Source organism: Streptomyces sp. RKND-216 (genome assembly GCF_004795255.1).
Taxonomy (GTDB): Bacteria; Actinomycetota; Actinomycetes; order Streptomycetales; family Streptomycetaceae; genus Streptomyces; species Streptomyces hazeniae.
In genome coordinates, this window is sequence record NZ_SSBQ01000002.1 from 1,464,454 (window position 1) to 1,479,071 (window position 14,618).

The 14,618-nt window shown below is 72.0% G+C and carries 19 protein-coding genes; 6 read left to right on the top strand and 13 right to left on the bottom strand.

Annotated features, from left to right (window positions below; genetic code table 11):
• Positions 1 to 57: 57 nt before the first annotated feature.
• From E4198_RS06235 to E4198_RS06285, 11 genes are all read right to left on the bottom strand, one after another.
• Positions 58 to 840, bottom strand: coding sequence for a DUF2785 domain-containing protein (locus E4198_RS06235; RefSeq protein ID WP_136182292.1), 783 nt, complete (start codon positions 838 to 840; stop codon positions 58 to 60).
• Positions 841 to 843: 3 nt separating this feature from the next.
• Positions 844 to 1,635, bottom strand: coding sequence for a GNAT family N-acetyltransferase (locus tag E4198_RS06240; RefSeq protein ID WP_136182293.1), 792 nt, complete (start codon positions 1,633 to 1,635; stop codon positions 844 to 846).
• A 97-nt stretch (positions 1,636 to 1,732) separates the two neighbouring features.
• Positions 1,733 to 2,167: a PIN domain-containing protein gene (locus E4198_RS06245; protein WP_136182294.1), complete on the bottom strand. Its 435-nt coding sequence runs from the start codon at positions 2,165 to 2,167 to the stop codon at positions 1,733 to 1,735.
• Entirely contained in the window at positions 2,164 to 2,424 is a 261-nt protein-coding gene (locus tag E4198_RS06250; protein ID WP_136182295.1) for a ribbon-helix-helix protein, CopG family, read from the bottom strand. Before E4198_RS06250 ends, E4198_RS06245 begins: the two co-directional genes overlap by 4 nt.
• A 65-nt stretch (positions 2,425 to 2,489) precedes the next feature.
• Positions 2,490 to 2,930, bottom strand: a complete 441-nt coding sequence (locus E4198_RS06255; protein ID WP_136182296.1) for an ATP-binding protein — start codon at positions 2,928 to 2,930, stop codon at positions 2,490 to 2,492.
• The gene (locus E4198_RS06260; protein ID WP_136182297.1) at positions 2,918 to 3,451 is read right to left on the bottom strand and encodes an STAS domain-containing protein; all 534 of its coding nucleotides are present in this window, start codon (positions 3,449 to 3,451) and stop codon (positions 2,918 to 2,920) included. The genes E4198_RS06255 and E4198_RS06260 overlap by 13 nt, the downstream gene beginning before the upstream one ends.
• Positions 3,452 to 3,549: 98 nt before the next feature.
• The gene (locus E4198_RS06265) at positions 3,550 to 3,777 is read right to left on the bottom strand and encodes a DUF5133 domain-containing protein (RefSeq protein WP_136182298.1); all 228 of its coding nucleotides are present in this window, start codon (positions 3,775 to 3,777) and stop codon (positions 3,550 to 3,552) included.
• 90 nt (positions 3,778 to 3,867) lie between these two features.
• The gene (locus E4198_RS06270; protein WP_136182299.1) at positions 3,868 to 4,689 is read right to left on the bottom strand and encodes a SigB/SigF/SigG family RNA polymerase sigma factor; all 822 of its coding nucleotides are present in this window, start codon (positions 4,687 to 4,689) and stop codon (positions 3,868 to 3,870) included.
• A 424-nt stretch (positions 4,690 to 5,113) separates the two neighbouring features.
• Positions 5,114 to 5,548, bottom strand: a complete 435-nt coding sequence (locus tag E4198_RS06275; RefSeq protein WP_136182300.1) for a hypothetical protein — start codon at positions 5,546 to 5,548, stop codon at positions 5,114 to 5,116.
• 170 nt (positions 5,549 to 5,718) lie between these two features.
• Positions 5,719 to 7,005 carry a cation:proton antiporter gene (locus tag E4198_RS06280; protein ID WP_136182301.1) on the bottom strand — a complete coding sequence of 429 codons (1,287 nt, stop codon included), beginning with the start codon at positions 7,003 to 7,005 and terminating at the stop codon, positions 5,719 to 5,721.
• Positions 7,006 to 7,102: 97 nt separating this feature from the next.
• On the bottom strand, positions 7,103 to 7,957 hold the full coding sequence (locus E4198_RS06285; RefSeq protein ID WP_136182302.1) for an SAM-dependent methyltransferase: 855 nt from the start codon (positions 7,955 to 7,957) through the stop codon (positions 7,103 to 7,105).
• A 348-nt stretch (positions 7,958 to 8,305) separates the two neighbouring features.
• On the opposite strand from E4198_RS06285, the gene E4198_RS06290 reads away from it, so the two are divergent.
• Both E4198_RS06290 and E4198_RS06295 read left to right on the top strand, forming a co-directional pair.
• Positions 8,306 to 9,442 (top strand): helix-turn-helix transcriptional regulator, encoded by a 1,137-nt coding sequence (locus E4198_RS06290; RefSeq protein WP_136185210.1) that lies wholly within the window; start codon positions 8,306 to 8,308, stop codon positions 9,440 to 9,442.
• The gene (locus tag E4198_RS06295) at positions 9,385 to 9,756 is read left to right on the top strand and encodes a hypothetical protein (protein ID WP_136182303.1); all 372 of its coding nucleotides are present in this window, start codon (positions 9,385 to 9,387) and stop codon (positions 9,754 to 9,756) included. Before E4198_RS06290 ends, E4198_RS06295 begins: the two co-directional genes overlap by 58 nt.
• Before the next feature lie 110 nt (positions 9,757 to 9,866).
• On the opposite strand, the gene E4198_RS06300 is transcribed toward E4198_RS06295, so the two are convergent.
• Positions 9,867 to 10,316, bottom strand: a complete 450-nt coding sequence (locus E4198_RS06300; protein ID WP_247597571.1) for an ATP-binding protein — start codon at positions 10,314 to 10,316, stop codon at positions 9,867 to 9,869.
• A 95-nt stretch (positions 10,317 to 10,411) separates the two neighbouring features.
• On the opposite strand from E4198_RS06300, the gene E4198_RS06305 reads away from it, so the two are divergent.
• From E4198_RS06305 to E4198_RS06325, 4 genes are all read left to right on the top strand, one after another.
• Positions 10,412 to 11,221 (top strand): helix-turn-helix transcriptional regulator, encoded by an 810-nt coding sequence (locus tag E4198_RS06305; protein WP_210732784.1) that lies wholly within the window; start codon positions 10,412 to 10,414, stop codon positions 11,219 to 11,221.
• Positions 11,218 to 11,406 carry a DUF397 domain-containing protein gene (locus tag E4198_RS06310; protein ID WP_136182305.1) on the top strand — a complete coding sequence of 63 codons (189 nt, stop codon included), beginning with the start codon at positions 11,218 to 11,220 and terminating at the stop codon, positions 11,404 to 11,406. Before E4198_RS06305 ends, E4198_RS06310 begins: the two co-directional genes overlap by 4 nt.
• A 687-nt stretch (positions 11,407 to 12,093) precedes the next feature.
• Complete coding sequence (locus E4198_RS06320; RefSeq protein ID WP_136182307.1) at positions 12,094 to 13,113, top strand: DoxX family protein; 1,020 nt, start codon at positions 12,094 to 12,096, stop codon at positions 13,111 to 13,113.
• Between the two features lie 178 nt (positions 13,114 to 13,291).
• Complete coding sequence (locus tag E4198_RS06325; protein WP_136182308.1) at positions 13,292 to 14,044, top strand: VWA domain-containing protein; 753 nt, start codon at positions 13,292 to 13,294, stop codon at positions 14,042 to 14,044.
• A gap of 28 nt (positions 14,045 to 14,072) precedes the next feature.
• On the opposite strand, the gene E4198_RS06330 is transcribed toward E4198_RS06325, so the two are convergent.
• On the bottom strand, positions 14,073 to 14,588 hold the full coding sequence (locus E4198_RS06330) for an ATP-binding protein (RefSeq protein WP_247597867.1): 516 nt from the start codon (positions 14,586 to 14,588) through the stop codon (positions 14,073 to 14,075).
• Between the last annotated feature and the right edge of the window lie 30 nt (positions 14,589 to 14,618).

Sequence of the window (14,618 nt, forward strand, 5' to 3'; positions counted from 1 at the left end):
CACGCCGTCCGTTCCCTCCAGCCAACCACCACCCCGCCCCCTCGGCACCTCGTGCGCTCACGCCGCGTAGGGCGCCACGATCCCCAGCGCCCCGGCCACGGCACGCAGCACGGCCGGCCGGTGCGTGGCTGTGCGCACCACCCCCTCGTCGTCGCGGAATCCACGGTCGGCGAGGACGTACAGCGCGCGGAGGGTGCGCATGGTGTTGGACGCCCAGGCCGGCACCGGGCCGGGTTCCCCGGTGCGGAACGCCGCGACGACCGGTTCCGCCCACCGCTCGGAGTCGGCCGCGGTGATGTCGGGCCCCGCGAGGATCTGCGCCAGGGCGTGGGCAATGCGGTCGTCCTCCTGCGCGTCGAAGAGGTGTGTGGTGGGGGCGAGCAGCCGGGCGACGGCCGTCGGGGCGAGCGTGCCGGGCGGCTCGCGGCGCCCGCGGGCGAGCGCGGCGAGGAGGTCGGCGCCGTGGGCGGCGGCGTGCAGCCAGCCGAGCGCGGCGTCGTGGCCCCGCAGGTCCTGCTCCGCCGGGTACCAGCGGGCGAACGCGTCCCACCACTCGGGACGCCAGTCGCCCGCCTCGGCGATCCGGGCGAGGACGAGCGGCGCGAACGTGCGGGCCTGCACCTCCGGGTGCGCGAGGTGCTCCGCCGTCCGGTCGCCCAGCATCCGCAGCTCCCCCGCGTCCAGATGGGGCACCCACTCCTTCGCCCGCCGGTAGGCGCGTTCGTCGCGTACGACGGGGTCCGGCGAGCGCAGGTCGGAGAGCAGCGTCTCCAGCGCGGCGGCTCGCCGGGGGCCGGTGAGGACGCGCAGGTCGTGCGCGGTGGGTGGTGGGGGCGGCATCGGTCAGGTGCCGCGCTGGAGCTGGACCTGGCGTTCGGTCTCGGTGAAGCCGAGCCGCCGGTAGAGGTCGACGGCGTGGTAGTCGGGGTCGGCGACGATGACGAGGGTGTTGGCGCGGAGTTCGGCGAGCGCCCAGTGGCCGGCGTGCTGAACGACCGCGGTGGCGAGGCCGCCTCGGCGGTGGTCCGGGTGCGTTTCGACGTTCTGGTAGCGGGCGAGTCCGGAGCCGTCGGTGAAGATGCCGGCGCCGGCGGCCATCCGGCCGTCGACGAAGGCGCCGAACCAGGCGCCGTACCCGCCCTCGCAGAGGCGGCGGAGGTCCGCCTGCCGGTTCTCGGTGAACGCGCGGTGGGCCGGGTCGGACAGGTCGCCGTCGTCGCACGCCGCGTGGACGCGGGCGGCCTGCGCCCAGTCGTCGTCCCCGTGCAGCGGGCGGATGTCGACGCCGGGCGGGGTGCGGTCCGGCGCGGGCATCTCCTCGGCGGTGAGCACCGCGTTGACCTCGACGGTCACGCCGAGCCGGGCCAGTTCCGCCGCGTCGCCGGCCTCGCCGTCGACTCCGTCGACGCCCAGCGAGAAGTGGGTGGCCTCCGGGAAGTACTCGCCGAACTCGTGCGTCCAGTGGTCCGCGTCGCCGTCGCGGAGCGGGGAGGCGACCAGCACGTAGTTGCCCCACCAGAACCCGGGGTTCGTCGGGGTGCGCACCACCTGGTGCGTGGACCGGTCCACGACGACGGACCCGCTCATCTCCAGCATCATCAGGTCCGTGCGGAACCCCAGCGATATGACATTCACCCGCCCGACCCTACGTGTCCCCCCACCCGCGGTCAGCTGCTTTCCCGGTTGCCCCCTTTGCCCCGCCTCCGGGGCCCGGGGCCGGTGCGCGTCGCGTTCAGGCCTCGTCCGGCAGCAGGCGGAACGCACGGTGCCGCGTCAGCGGCCGGATCACCCGGAAGTCGCGCCGGTCGAGCGTGAGCACGCAGTCCGTCTCGTAGGCGGCGGCGACCACCGCGTTCGCGGCGTCCACCAGGTCCAGGTCGAGGTCGGCGTACCGGGCGCGCAGGCTCAGCGCGTCGGCGAGCATGTCCGGACCGACCTCGGCGAGCACGGCACGGGTCTGCCGGAACCGTTGCACGAGCATCCGTACCGCCGTGTCGGCGGCCGAGCGACCGGCCCGGCTGCCGGTGACCTGGTGGATCTCCGTGACGGTGAGCGGCGAGACCACCAGGAGGCCGACCGAACCGAGGACCGCGCGGCATGCGTCGTGCTCGGGGTCGCTGCGGTTGAACGCCGCGATCAGCCCCGACGTGTCCCCCACCGCGATCACGCAGCGTCCTCGCCGCTCCCGCGCCGGCGGTTCACCGCGTCGTCGACACCCTGCCGGATCTCGTTCTCGCGCACCGGACCACCGAGGTCCAGCGTCTCCTCGAAGAAGGGCTCGTCCCAGGTGCGTGTCGACATGGCCACCAGATGGAAGGCGCGCCGGATCAGTTCCGCCTCCGGCCGGCCCTCCCGTTCCGCGGCCAGTTTCACCAGGCGCAGGTCTTCCTCGTCGACCATCACGGTCGTCCTCTTCATCGCCATATGGTTATGCTAGCAGCACCATAACCCGCACGGCGCGCCCGAGGATGCCTCGTCCCGGCCGGTGCTCAGCGGAGGCGGAGGCGCGCGGTGACGGTCTTGCCGCCGGTGGCGCGCGGGGTGATCGTGACGTCCCGGGCCAGGCCGCAGGCGAGGGCCCAGCCGTAGCCGCCCGTTCCCGTGGGGCCGACGGACAGGTCGCCCGTCTCCGGGGGCATCCGGTCGCTGGGGTCGCTGACGGTGAGGGTGAGCCGGTCGTCGACGCACCGGGCGTCGAAGCCGGTGATCCCCCCGCCGTGCCGGATGGCGTTGCTGGCCAGTTCGGAGGTGACCAGCAGCGCGTCGGCGATCACGACGTCGTCGCACAGCGCCTCCGCGTACCGGGGGCCGAAGTAGTCCTTGAGCACCTCCAGGACGCGTTCACGAGCATGCGCCGCGCTGGCGGGCAGCGGGGCCGCCGGGCGCCCGGGTGTCTGCCGGACCGGGTCGTCGCTTCTCAGGTCTTCCATGTCCGTGCCTCCTCCTCACGTGCCGTGTGCGCGCCGTCCGACCACTCGCCCCCGTGGCGGCCGGAGCCGTCGGGGGTGTCGGAGCGGGGGAAGGACGGAGCATCCATGAGGGTGAAGAAGGCGTCGGTGCCGGTGATGGTGAACAGCCGGTGCAGGGACGCGCTGAACGGGCCGGCCAGCACCATCTGCCGCCCCGCCGCGCGGTGTTCGCGCTGTGCGGTGAGCAGGGTGTGCAGGGCCGACGAGTCCGCGAAGTCGACGCGCGAGAGGTCCAGCACGGTGCGGCGCACCACCGGATCGGCGGCCGAGGTGAGCGCCGCCTCCAGGTCGGGGCTGGTGTCGGCGTCTATGGCGCCCCCGACGCGGATCGTGAGCACGTCGCCGGTCACGTCCCGGTCGACGGCGAGGTGCGCCTCGCGGGAGGCGCACTCCTGCCCGGACGCGGTGGTGTGCTCGGCGGGGGTGGCGTGCTCGGCCGTGCCGGGGGCCTTGTCACGGGTTCTGTGGTGCGGCGGTGACATGGTGGGCGTTCGCTCTTTCTCGTGCTCGTGACGGAGACCTGGACCCCGGCGCGCCAGGGGGGAACGGGGAGCCGGGGCCCAGGAGCGGTGACCGGCGGTCAGGCCGGGAGGGCGGAGTCGTCCCGGGTACGCGCGCCGGGCAGCTGATGGCGGGCGGCTATCAGTGCCGCGTCGACGTCGCGGGTGCCGGTGGCCACGCACAGGGTGTACGCGATGTCGTCCAGCCGCTGACGGGCTTCGGCGCTGCCGTCCTCGGCGTGCAGGGCCCGCAGCGTCTCGTACTGGGCGACGAGGTCGATCAGGACGGCGGGGTGGGCCATGAGCATGACGGATTCCTCCGGTGTGCGGGCGTGTACGGGGCGGGGTCGGGCTTGCACCGACGGGGGCGTGCGTCGGGCGGATCGGCGGCGTGGGCCTCAGGCGGCGACACCGAGCGGCCGTCGGGCCGCGTCGTCGTGGACCTGTTCGCGCACCTGCGTGCAGGCGTGCTTGATCAGCCGGGACACGTGCATCTGGGAGATGCCGAGTTCCTCGCCGATCCGTGCCTGCGTCATGTCGTGGAAGAAGCGGAGGTGCAGGATGCGGCGTTCCCGTTCGGGCAGGTCCGCGAGATGCGGCTTGACGGTCTCGCGGTCGAGGACGGTGTCGTAGCTGCCCTCCGTCTGCCCGAGAGTGTCCGCCAGCGAGAAGTCGTCCTGGCCGGCCTGGAGCTGGGCGTCCAGGGACAGGGCACGGAAGCTCTCGATGGCCTCCATGCCGGTCAGCACCTCCTCCTCGGTGAGCCCTGCGTGTGCGGCGATCCGGGCGATGGTCGGCGACCGGTCGTCGGCGGTCACGGTCAGTTCACGGACCGCGACCCGCACCTTGTTGCGCAGTTCCTGCACGCGTCGCGGCACGTGCACGTGCCAGCTGTGGTCGCGGAAGTGCCGCTTGACCTCGCCGACGATGGAGGGCACCGCGTATGACTGGAACGGCCCCTGCGAGGGGTCGTAGCGGTCGACGGCCTTCACCAGGCCGAGTGCGGCGACCTGTTCGAGGTCCTCCAGCTGCTCTCCGCGGGCGCGGAACCGGCGGGCCAGCCGGTGGGCCATCGGCAGCCAGGCTTCCACCAGGCCCTCGATCAGCAGTTCCCGCTCCGGCCCTTCGGGCAGACCGGCCAGCCGACGGAAGTCGGCGTCGGTGTCGGGAGTGTCGTCGTGCCTGCGAACGTGCTTCGTGGTGTCCCGTACGGCGCTCATGAGCGCTCCTGCTCCTCCCGGTCCGTGTGCTCTGACGGTCGCGGGAGGCCTGCACAACACCTCGGGGCCCAAGAGGATTGGGAGGACTCCCGCGTGATGTGCCTGCTGTTCCGAAGCACTGGGATCTCTTCTGTCCGGCTGCGCCGATGCCAAACGGAGATGCACCGAACTCTTTTCGCCCGCCCTTCCTTCTGCTAGTCGCCGCACGAGCCGGCGGGGGACGGACGCCGGGCCACCGCGCCGACCGCGGGCGGCGTGGACCGTGCGCGGAGCCCCGGGGTGGGGGCCACCGTGACGGCCATCACGGCTGGGTCGCGTGGCGCACCGGGGCGGGGCTCTTTCCGTATGCCTGCCGGGGACACGCTGGTCGCCGCGCAGCGCGAGCGGTGACGCGGGAGGCGCGGCGGAGCGGGGCGGGGGCCGGTCAGGAACGCCAGGGTGCGCGGCGGAAGGCGGACGAGGCGTCGTTCAGGGGGCGGCCGAGGCTCTTCATCGGCGTCTGCCAGAACGCACGGAGCACGGCGAGGATGCGCCCCCGGGTCGGGGTGTCGAGGGTGCGGGCGGCGGACACGGCGGCGGACGCTCCGCCGTGGTGCAGGAGTTCCAGCAGGTGGTGGAGGGCTCCGGCGCCGGTCTCGGCGCTCGGCAGCTGGTCGGTGGCGTGGGCCAGGGTGCCGCCGGTCCGGCGGGCCGACTGGTCGAGGGCGCGGACGAGGCGGATGAGGTTCTCCGGGCCGTGATCAGCGTCCTCGGCGACGCGCCGTTCCAGTTCGTCGGCGGGGCGGAGGCGGTTCCAGGCGTCGACCAGTTCGGCCAGCGCGGTGTCCGTCGGCGGGGCGGCTTTTCCGTTCTTGGGCATCGTCGTACTCGCGGGTGGGAGAGGGAACGCGCGGCAGCCCGGTTCGCAGTGGTGACGCACTGGGCCACGGCGGCGGACCCAGTGAAGTGTGAACGTTTTCGCAAGCGTGGACAGTACGCATTCCCGGCAACGGGAGCGCGCTCCCGTTGCCGGGTTGTGGCGGGCCAGTGTCAGTCCTCGGGAGATCTCTCGGAAGAGCCGGAGGCCGCGTCCGCGGTCTCCCGGCGCTTGCGCCGGCCCTTGCCGACCGGCCAGCGCGGGCCGCGGTCGTCGTCCGGGATGCCGACGAGCTCCTCGACGTCGAAGACGCGGGCGATCGGGACGTCGGAGCTGCTGTGGGCGATGATCGAGAAGGCGATGGTGACGGCGATGAGCGTGAACGCCTCCTCGCCCCGCGGGATGCCCGCCTGGAGCACCAGCAGCCCGTAGACGACGGACGCGAAGCCCTTCGGTCCGAACCAGGCCGCGGTCAGGCGCTCCCGGCGGTCGAACTCCGTGCCGGCCAGCGAGAGCAGCAGCGTCGCCGGGCGTACCAGCACGATGGCCAGCACGGCCACCACGTAGCCGCCGAAGGAGAGGTCGGCGAAGAGCTGCGGGGTGAGGAGTGCGCCGAAGACCAGGAGGGCGGCGAACTTCGCCAGTTCGGCGAGGGCTTCGCCCAGCGGCTCGAAGGCGTGCTTGGCCTCCGGGGAGACGGCGGCGAGGACGGCGCCCGCGCTGAACGCGGCGAGGTAGGGGTTGGCGTGGGTGAGGTGGCACAGGGCGTAGAGGCCGGTGCCGATGGCCAGGGGCAGCAGCGGCTGCAGCTTGGGTTCGGCGCCGAGCACGGGCAGCCGGATCAGGCCGGCGACGAGCAGCGGTGCGGCGACGCCGAAGAGCAGACCGAGGGCGAGTTCCAGGGAGATGGTGCCGAACGATGCGTCGGCGGCGTCCATCGTCGGCCCGGCGGCGGCGATGAAGATGAGCACGAAGGGCAGGGCGAGACCGTCGTTGACACCACTCTCGACGTTCAGCAGCTGCCGCAGCCGTCCCGGCACCTCCTTGCGCCCCACGATGGCGCTGGCGAACACCGGGTCCGTGGGCGACAGCACGGCACCGACCAGGAACGAGGTCGTCCAGTCCAGGCCGACGAGGTAGTGGGTGAGCAGCGAGATGCCGAGGAAACACAGCGGCATGCCCAGCCCGAGAGCGCGGGCGGGGTTCTTCCAGCGGGCGCGCAGCTCGGAGAACCGGACCTGCATGCCGTCGGTGAAGAGCACCGCGAACAGGGCGAGGTCGGCCGTGACGGCGACGATCTCGCTCTCCGGCGAGATGTGGACGAGTCCCAGGAAGCCGTCGCTGACCAGCGCGCCACCAACCAGGAACAGCAGCGAGGTCGACAGCACGGACCGGGCGGCGAGCCCGGAAAGCAGCACGGCGATCAGAAGAGCGGCACCGAAGACCGCGACGAGTACCACTCAGGGCCCCCCGGGGACGAGTAAAGAAGACGTCAAGCAGGGGCGACCTTATCCGACGTCGCCGCACACGCCCCGGGCGCCCGGATGGTCTCCGGGGTCAGGGCTTGAGTGCCACCCCCGCCCAGAGGCTCACCTCGTCGTCGCCCGGCGCCTTGCGGGGTTTCGGGAGCAGGGCGTGGGCGGGCAGGGGCACGGACACGTCGGGCCGCCACTTGTGCGCGAGGGTGATCCCGGGTTCCAGCAGGTCCAGTCCGTCGAAGAAGCGGGCCACCTCCTCACGGCCGCGCGCCTGGGTGGGCACTCCCCTCGCGTTGTAGACGTCCACCAGGCGCCCCACTCCCCCCGGGTCGATGTCGGCCGTCACATGCGACAGGAACAGCGCCGACCCCGAGGGCAGCGCGGCCAGCAGGCGCGCGACGATCCCATACGGATCGCGGTCGTCGGGGACGAAGTGGAGCACCGCGTTCATGGACAGCGCCACGGGCCGGGTGAGGTCGAGCGTGCGGGCCAGTTCGGGCGCTCCGAGGATGCCGTCCGGCTGCGTGATGTCCCCCTCCACGTAGGCGGTGCGCCCGTCGGCGGAGCTCGCCAGCAGGGCACGCGCGTGGGTGAGGACGATGGGATCGTTGTCGGCGTAGACGACGCGGGCCTCCGAGTGCACGCCCTGGGCGACCTCGTGGAGGTTCGGACTGGTGGGAATACCGGTGCCGATGTCGAGGAACTGGGTGAACCCGGCGCCGGTGAGCACGTGCACGGCCCGGTGCATGAAGGACCGGTTGGCGCGGGCGGCGCTGCGGGCGGCCGGCCACGCCTGCAGGGCTTCCTCCGCACCTATGCGGTCGACCTCGTAGTTGGTCTTCCCGTTGAGGTAGTAGTCGTACATGCGGGCGGAGTGAGGCCGGTCGAGGCCCAGATCCCGTGGTGGGGTGTTGTCGGAACGGCTCACTGTCATGGTGCCTCCGCGCGGGACTCGCCCGTGGATCGGTCGGTGGACGGACACCTGCATCGTAGGACGACGACCGACGCCCGTGATCGTTTTTGCACATCAACCACCGCGTGGGTACGGCCTTTTCGCCGGCGAGACCGTTTCGTGGGCGCCTGGAGGCCGGGCTGGACGTGCGCGACGCGTTCCGGTGCACCGCCCGCCACACGCCCGTGCGTCCCGCCGAAACGGTTCGCCGATGCCTGTCCGGATGATGGCAGCCCGGAACCGTCGTCGATGTCACTCTCGCCCGCTAGTCTGACGTTCGACCAAGTTCACAGCATTCGGGGGGAAATCGCCATGCAGGCGACGGGGAAGATGCTGTCCGGAAACGGGCGCTGCAAGGATCTGGCGCGTGAGCTGCGAGCGTTGCGGGGGCGGAGCGGGCTGACGCTGGCCGCGCTCGCCGAGCGCACCTGCTACAGCAAGTCGTCGTGGGAGCGGTATCTCAACGGCAAATCGGTGCCACCGGAGGCGGCGGTCAGGGCGTTCGCGTCGGCGGTGGGCGTGCCTCCGGGGCGGTTGCTGGTGCTGCACGGCCTGGCCGAGACGAACGAGGAACGCACCGGGGCCCCGGCGGAGCCCGAGCCGGAGGCGTCAGGGCCCCCCGGTGGCGGACGGGCCACCGGTGCCCGCCGGACCACGGCAGGACGCGACCGGCCGGACGCGCCGCAGGCTCGCCGTGCCGGCCCTGTGCATACTCTTCGGTCTGCTCATGGGCGTGGCGACGGGAATCGGCGTCGCACTGCTCCCGGGCGACGGCCGCACGGCGGCGGGGCCGGGGGCGTCCTCCCTCGCGGCGGAGCACCCGACGAACCAGGCACCCGGATGTGTGGGCTTCGGGTGCAACGGCAGGGACGCGGAACGCTTCGGCTGCCACCTGGAGGTCTGGACGGCCGCCGTGCGGAAGGTCGGCGCACGGTACGTCGAGCTGCGGTACAGCCCGGCGTGCCAGGCCGCCTGGGCGCGCGTCAGCTACGCCGACGTCGGGGACGCGGCCGTGGTCGAGGGACCGGAGGACCACAGCGCCCGTCGCACGATCGCCTACGGCCACGACGTCTACTCGCCGATGGTCGACGCACCCTTCCCCGCCTCCGCGCGCGCCTGCGTGACCCTGGCGGAGGGGCGGACGGTGTGCACGCCTCGCGGCGGGGCGTCCCCCGCCCCCCGCCGCGTCGCCGCACGAGACCGGATCCTGAGCGGACGCGATCCCGGGACACGGCTTCCCACGTCCCGTCAGGTCTCACCCGGCGCGGGAAACCCGCTGTTCGGAGGCGTCCCGTCTCTTCCCGTCCCGGGACGGGCGGGATTCCTCGACGCCGTTGGGGCGCTCCGCGAAGCTCGTTCCATCAGCCCCGACGAGGGGGCTGCCACCACCTACTGGGGGGAAACGAACCATGCGACGACGCATCCTGCAGCGCGCAGCAGCACTGGCGTTCACGCTCGGCGCGCTGACCACGGTCGGCGCGACCGCCGCCCAAGCGGCGCCGACCGGGAGCACCTACCAGGGCTGCCCGTACGGCGCGGTGTGTATCTACCCGAACGCGTCCTGGAACAACGGCAACCCGGAGCACGTCTACTGGAGCTACGGCGCGCACAACCTCACGGACGAGTACGGCGTGCACCGCCTCTTCAACAACCAGTCCGGCGGCGCGACGGCCCGTACCTGCACCGGATTCAACGGCACCGGCTGCCAGGGATACCTGCAGGCCTACACCTACATCGACAAGGACCTGACGCCGATCAACTCCATCACGCTCCAGCCGTAACGCCGTCCGGCGGCGACGGCGACACGCACGGTGACGTGCCGTGCCGGGCGGGTCTCCTCTGCGGGAGGCCCGCCCGGCGGCGGTGGGAGATACCCCGGTGGACGGGCTGCTCAGCGGGCGAGCTCCGCCCACACGGTCTTGCCGACCGGCGTGCGGGGCTCGGCGCCCCAGTCGTCGGCGAGAGCCGCGACGAGAAGCAGGCCGTAGCCCGACTCGGCCGGCCTCAGCGGCGCTCGGGCGGTGAGCGGCGGGTACCGCTCGTCGCGCGCGTCGGACACCTCGATGCGGACGGTCGTGGCGGTGACGGCGAGGGCGAGGGCGAAGTCGCGCCCGGCGACGTGCCCGTGGCGCACGGCGTTGGCGCAGAGCTCCCCCACGATCAGTTCGGCGTCACGGGTGACGCGGCTGTCGTACGGATGCCCCCACGCGTCCAGCCGTTCGGCGGCCAGCCGACGGGCCAGGCGCGCGCGCCCCGTCGGCTGGAGCTGAAACGCATGCGGAAGGTGTGTGTCGCCGTGTGGGGTGGATTCTCTGCTTTCACAACGTGAGCGTGCCGTCACCCACCTAGCGTGAGGAAGGTTAGCCATGTGTACCGTCCGGCCGTCCGTGCGCCGGTACGGGTGCTGTACGGGTCGGTGACGGGAAGTGGGCGACGGTGGCGCGGGCACAGACGAAGGTCGAGGCGTGGCGTTGCTATGGGCGCCTGTTGAAGCTCTTCCGGGAGCAGAAGCGTCTGACGCAGACGGAGTTGGCCGAGGCCGTGGGGTACTCCTACGAGCACACAGCGTCCGTTGAGGGCCGCCGCCCAGCCAAGCTGGACTTCACGGAAGCGGCGGAACGCGTCCTCCCGGCCAACGGCACCCTGCTCGCCCTCCAGGACGAGGTGGAGCTGGCGAAGCTGCCCGACTTCTTCCAGGACTTCGCGAAGCTCGAAGCAGAAGCAGTGAGCCGGTTCGAATACGAGCCCCAGATCGTTCCCGGACTGCTCCAGACTGAGGCGTACGCCCGAAGCGTCCTCGCGGGCCACTGCCCGCCGCTGGACGAGGAAACCCGCGAACAGCACCTCGAAGCGCGACTTGGCAGGCAACGCCTTCTCACGCGCACGCCACTGGTGCAGTTCTCGTTCATTCTCTGGGAACCCGTGCTGCGCAATCCGGTCGGCGGCAAAGGCGCCCTGGGGGCTCAACTCCGGCGACTGGCAGGGCTCAAGGAACAGCCCAACGTTGAACTTCAGGTGCTCCCTGGGGACTACGGGATGCACCCTGGGCTGAACGGACCGATGGTGCTGCTGGAGACGAACGCTCACCGGCAGGTCGGGTACGTCGAGTCGCAGGAGGTGGGATGCCTGATCTCTGAGCTGCATAAGGTCAGCGCGTTCGCGCTGCGCTATGGGAAGCTTCGGTCGCTGGCCCTCAGTATGGAGGAGTCCGCACGGCTGATCGAGCGTGTAGTCGAGGAGCTATGAAGACCGAGTTGGCCTGGTACAGGAGCAGCTACAGCGGCAGCGGCGGCGGAAACTGCGTAGAGGTCGCCGACGCACCGGATGCCATCCGGGTCCGGGACTCGAAGGTGGGCGAGCGGGGGCCGCAGGTCGCCGTCAAAGCTCTGGCCTGGGCTTCTTTCGTGAAGTTCGCCGCGAAGCAGGGCTAATCGGGTGTACCGTGCGTCACGTCACGTCACGTTCCGTCTCCGTAGCGACGGAAGCGGCCCCTAGCACGGTGCGCGAACACCAGCTAAGGGCCTACACCGACGAGTGGATAAGGCCCACTGACGATGCCCAGCCAGGTTAGCGCGCTCGCGCGCGCCCCGTTCCTCCAGACCCCCGAAGACCTCATCGACGACCCCGCGCTCAGCGACGCCGCCCTCCGGCTGCTGCAAGCCCTGGTCAAACTCCCGCCCCGCAACCGGCGCAACAGCGACGCCGTCGCCACCTCCCTGCGCATGGGCAAGGACAAACTCAACGCCGCCCGCAAATGCCTGCGCGCACACGGCCACTGGCACGCCCGCAAACGCCAGAACCTCCCGCCGTCTGGGAGCACGCCTGGTCAACGCCCTCGCCTGGATCCCCCAACCGGCGACCGGGCAACCCGCCCCACGGCCCACCCGGCGATGACCCCCCGAAGGGGACAGGACACAGAAGAACCACACCCTCCTCCACACCCTCCGCCGCACCGAACCCCGCCTCGCCCTCCACGCCGCCGCAGGCACTGGCTGACGGACCCCCGGACGCAGGCGGTCACCGCTGCTCACCCGGTCGCGTGTACGCAGCGTTGTGCAAGGTGCGGCTCACTGGGTACGCGGGCAGAGTGAGGACGTAGCGAGAGAGGTGTTCATCAGATGATCCTTCGTCGAGTTGCCCGTCCCTTGTTGGCTGCGACCTTCGTGTACGGCGGGATCAGTGCCCTGCGTGCGGTGGAGGCCCACGCACAGGCCGCCAAACCGGTACTGGACCAGACCGTCGGCAGGTACGAGGACCAGATCCCGGACAACGTGCCCACGGATGCCGAGACGCTGGTCAAGATCGACGCCGCCGTGAAGATCGCGGCAGGGTCGGCGCTGGCCTTCGGCAAGGCGCCGCGCGCGGCGGCGCTCTTCCTCCTGGGCAGTCTGATCCCGACCACCGCGGCCACCCACCGCTTCTGGGAGGAGTCGGACCCGGAGGCCCGGGAGCAGCAGCTCGTGCACTTCCTGAAGAACTGCGGGCTGGCGGGTGGGCTGCTGCTCGCCGCGGCCGACACGCACGGCAAGCCGTCCGCGGCATGGCTGGCGCGGCACGGCGCGCACACGGCCGGCAAGCGCATCGGCACCGCCGGGCACGCGGCCGAGCTGTACGCCGTGCACGCCCTGAAGCACCACAAGAAGAACGCCAAGCGCGGCGCCAAGCTGGCGAAGAGCATGGGCAAGGGCGGCACCAGGGGCAAGGTCTTCGGCCGGTCGAAGAAGAGTGGTCTCCAGAAGGTGCAGCACGCGGTTCTGGACGCTCAGCACGCCGTGCTGGAGGCTCAGCACGACGGCATGCGCAAGGGTCGGAAAGCCTGGGGGAAGTCCAGGAAGCACGGGCTCAAGAAGGCCCAGCACAGCCTGGCGCAAGCCCAGAAGCAGCGGGACGACCTCGCCAAGAAGGCGCGGCAGGGCGCCAGGCAGGCGAAGAAGTCCGACCTTGCCAAGAAGGCCCGGGACGGCGTCAAGCAGGCACGGAAGGCGGATCTGGCGAAGACGGCCCGGCACAGTGCCCGGCAGGCACGCACGTCGGACCTGGGCAAGCGCGCCGAGCACCGCGTACGTGCCGCACAGCACGTGACGCAGGCCCGGGCCGAGCAGGCCCGCGGCTACGCCCGCGGCGCCCTGTCCCACTGACGCCCCGTTCCACTGACGCCGGGCGCTCCCCGGGCGCGCGCGTTCCCGCAAGCCGGATGCGGCGGGGGCGGACGGTTCACAGCGAACCGTCCGCCCCCGCCGTCGTGTGCGTCTAGGCTCGGCGGTACCGACGGCACAGCTCCGGGAGTACGGCCCCGGAGGACGAGGGGGCATTGCCATGGCGATCGACTACGTGAAGCGGCCGGAGGGCGGCGGCGGAGGAGCCGCGCTCAGCCTGGAGAAGATGCAGCAGGCCGCGCCGGGCCTCGTGAGTCTGTACAAGCAGGCCGCCGTCAGCCTGGAGAAGCGGCGGCTGAGCGGCGTACGGGCGGCGGTGTACCTGGTGCTGGACCGGTCGGGGTCCATGCGCCCCTACTACCGGGACGGTTCGGCGCAGCGGCTGGCCGAGCAGACTCTCGGACTCGCGGCGCACTTCGACGACGACGGCCGCGTGCCGGTGGTGTTCTTCTCCACCGGGGTGGACGGTGTGGCCGAGGTGTCGCTGACGGACTACGCGGGCCGCATCGGGGCGCAGCACGAGGCGTTGGGGCACATGGGCCGGACGAACTACCACCTGGCGATGCAGGCTGTGGTGGACCACTACCGGGCGAGCGGGGCGAGCGACCCGGCGTTCGTGGTGTTCCAGACGGACGGCGGCCCGACGTCGAAGTCGGCGGCGGAGCGGGTGCTGTGCGAGAGTGCGGCGTTGCCGCTCTTCTGGCAGTTCGTCGGGTTCGGCGCGGACGAGTTCCGGTTCCTGCGGAAGCTGGACGCCCTTCCGGTGCCGGCGAAGCGGGTGGTGGACAACGCGGGATTCCTGTCGCTGGGCGCCGATCCGCTCGGCTGGTCGGACGCCGCTCTGTACGAGGGACTGACCGACGAGTTCCCGCAGTGGCTCGCCGCGGCCCGCGCCGCGGGCGTACTGCGCTGAGCCCGGCCCGGCACCCGCGCGGACCCCGCTACCGGGGGTCGGGCAGCCTCATCTCGAACCAGGTGGACTTGCCGCGCGGCAGCAGGTCCACACCCCAGCGGTCGGCGAGGCGGTCCACGAGCCAGAGGCCCCGTCCGCTGGTGTCCATCTCCGTGACGGGCAGCAGGCAGGGCAGGCCGCGCGAGGGGTCGCGGACCTCGACGCGCAGCCGGCCGCGCCGGCGGTGCATACGCAGGCCGAAGGTGCTCGCGCCCGTGTGGCGTACGGCGTTGCCGACGAGCTCGGAGACCAGCAGCACGGCGTGCTCGGCGGTGGTGGCGGGGGCGGCCCAGCCCTGACGCAGCACGGCTTCGGCGAGGCGCCGCGCGGTGGCCGCGGACTCCGGGCGGTTGGGCAGCCGCACCTCGTCGCGCGTCGGGTCGCCCACGAGTTCCACGACGGCGCCGAGGGTCGGCGGACTGCCAAGGCCACCCAGGACGACTCCCGTCTCCGTCGCTGCTCCGGTCATGCTCGCCACGTCACCCTCTCCGGCCATGCGGACCATCATGGCGCGTGCAAGCACACTTCGTGGCTG

Excerpts from the sequence above, each read along its gene's own strand:
- E4198_RS06235 (WP_136182292.1), bottom strand. The coding sequence starts at position 840 with ATGCCGCCCCCACCACCCACCGCGCACGACCTGCGCGTCCTCACCGGC.
- E4198_RS06250 (WP_136182295.1), bottom strand. The coding sequence starts at position 2,424 with ATGGCGATGAAGAGGACGACCGTGATGGTCGACGAGGAAGACCTGCGC.
- E4198_RS06255 (WP_136182296.1), bottom strand. The coding sequence starts at position 2,930 with ATGGAAGACCTGAGAAGCGACGACCCGGTCCGGCAGACACCCGGGCGC.
- E4198_RS06260 (WP_136182297.1), bottom strand. The coding sequence starts at position 3,451 with ATGTCACCGCCGCACCACAGAACCCGTGACAAGGCCCCCGGCACGGCC.
- E4198_RS06265 (WP_136182298.1), bottom strand. The coding sequence starts at position 3,777 with ATGCTCATGGCCCACCCCGCCGTCCTGATCGACCTCGTCGCCCAGTAC.
- E4198_RS06270 (WP_136182299.1), bottom strand. The coding sequence starts at position 4,689 with ATGAGCGCCGTACGGGACACCACGAAGCACGTTCGCAGGCACGACGAC.
- E4198_RS06275 (WP_136182300.1), bottom strand. The coding sequence starts at position 5,548 with ATGCCCAAGAACGGAAAAGCCGCCCCGCCGACGGACACCGCGCTGGCC.
- E4198_RS06285 (WP_136182302.1), bottom strand. The coding sequence starts at position 7,957 with ATGACAGTGAGCCGTTCCGACAACACCCCACCACGGGATCTGGGCCTC.
- E4198_RS06290 (WP_136185210.1), top strand. The coding sequence starts at position 8,306 with ATGCTGTCCGGAAACGGGCGCTGCAAGGATCTGGCGCGTGAGCTGCGA.
- E4198_RS06295 (WP_136182303.1), top strand. The coding sequence starts at position 9,385 with ATGCGACGACGCATCCTGCAGCGCGCAGCAGCACTGGCGTTCACGCTC.
- E4198_RS06310 (WP_136182305.1), top strand. The coding sequence starts at position 11,218 with ATGAAGACCGAGTTGGCCTGGTACAGGAGCAGCTACAGCGGCAGCGGC.
- E4198_RS06320 (WP_136182307.1), top strand. The coding sequence starts at position 12,094 with ATGATCCTTCGTCGAGTTGCCCGTCCCTTGTTGGCTGCGACCTTCGTG.
- E4198_RS06325 (WP_136182308.1), top strand. The coding sequence starts at position 13,292 with ATGGCGATCGACTACGTGAAGCGGCCGGAGGGCGGCGGCGGAGGAGCC.
- E4198_RS06330 (WP_247597867.1), bottom strand. The coding sequence starts at position 14,588 with ATGGTCCGCATGGCCGGAGAGGGTGACGTGGCGAGCATGACCGGAGCA.